Here is a 1164-nt window from a genome sequence, read left to right on the forward strand (position 1 = left end):
TCAGCTCCTGCCGCCACCCGGCGAACAACCGGCTCACCTGCTCGACGGTGGGCGGGATACGCAGCTTGCCCAGCGGACCGCCACGCGGCCGGTTCATCTCATCGATCGGTCACTCGACCACGCGGCCACAGTGACAATCCGCTATGGGCGGATAGATCGCCACGCGGTCATCAACGGCCTGACTACGGCATACGTCCCCGAATTCGGATAAAGAACAAGGTGTGTCACGAACGCAAGGAGACGCTTTCATGTAGGCAGAGCGACAATTGCGGTGCTGTGCAAGAGATGAAGGATTGGCTTTTCGGAGCCGCCCTGTGGGGGAGGCTCCAAACCGCCACATGCTGCGGAAGCGGTGACGCGACCGTGGTGAGCGATGCGGAAAAGGCGCCTGCGAGGCGTCAGGTGGGGATCAGGAAGACGAGCGCAAGCGAATCATTTGATGACGTGTCGTTATTTATCTTCAGGTGACATCAAAACCGGGGATCCTTGTTGCCCTTGGAAAGAGTCTGGCGGGTGCCCACTGACTGGCCAGATGGTGTCCGGCATGGAGGTGACGTGAGCCTGATCTGCCGCTCTTGCACGGAACGTGGGAAGACACGCGTCGATACCGACGCTCCTGCTCAGGGGGCGCGAGAGGGAGAGCTTCAAGCGGCTGAAACCGCAAGGAATTGAGTACCGTCGCGAGGCGTGTTGGCGGACCGGCTCGTAGTAGTGATGAAGCTCCTCTAATGGGAGTGGAGCAAAGGGGCCGGGTCATCCGTGGCTAGGCCAGCTTCACCGTCGAGGCCGGCGAACTGGTCGCCATCGTGGGGCCGTCCGGATCGGGCAAATCGACGCTGCTGCAGGTCATGGGCACCCTGGATCGGCCCACCTCGGGCACGGTGCGCATCGTCGGCGACGACGTGGCGAGCATGTCCGACCGAGCCCTGGCCAAGCTGCGGGCGATGCGGATCGGATTCGTCTTCCAGCAGTTCTTCCTGGCCCAGCACGCCACCGCTGTGGAGAACGTGGCCGACGGCATGCTGTACACCGGCGTCCGGCATCGCGCCAGGCTGCAGGCAGCGTCCGAGGCGCTGGAACGGGTCGGGCTGGGGCATCGCCTGGACCACCGTCCCCCGCAGTTGTCGGGCGGTGAGCGGCAGCGGGTCGCGATCGCCCGCGCGC

1 protein-coding gene is annotated in these 1164 nt (G+C 64.3%); it reads left to right on the forward strand.

Features of this window, described 5'->3' with window-relative positions; translation table 11 throughout:
- Window positions 1-806: 806 nt before the first annotated feature.
- Window positions 807-1164 (forward strand): ABC transporter ATP-binding protein (locus tag ABEA43_RS67730; RefSeq protein WP_425570778.1); only part of this gene is annotated, 358 nt, incomplete at its 3' end.

The organism is Nonomuraea rosea, assembly GCF_039539705.1.
Taxonomy (GTDB): Bacteria; Actinomycetota; Actinomycetes; order Streptosporangiales; family Streptosporangiaceae; genus Nonomuraea; species Nonomuraea rosea.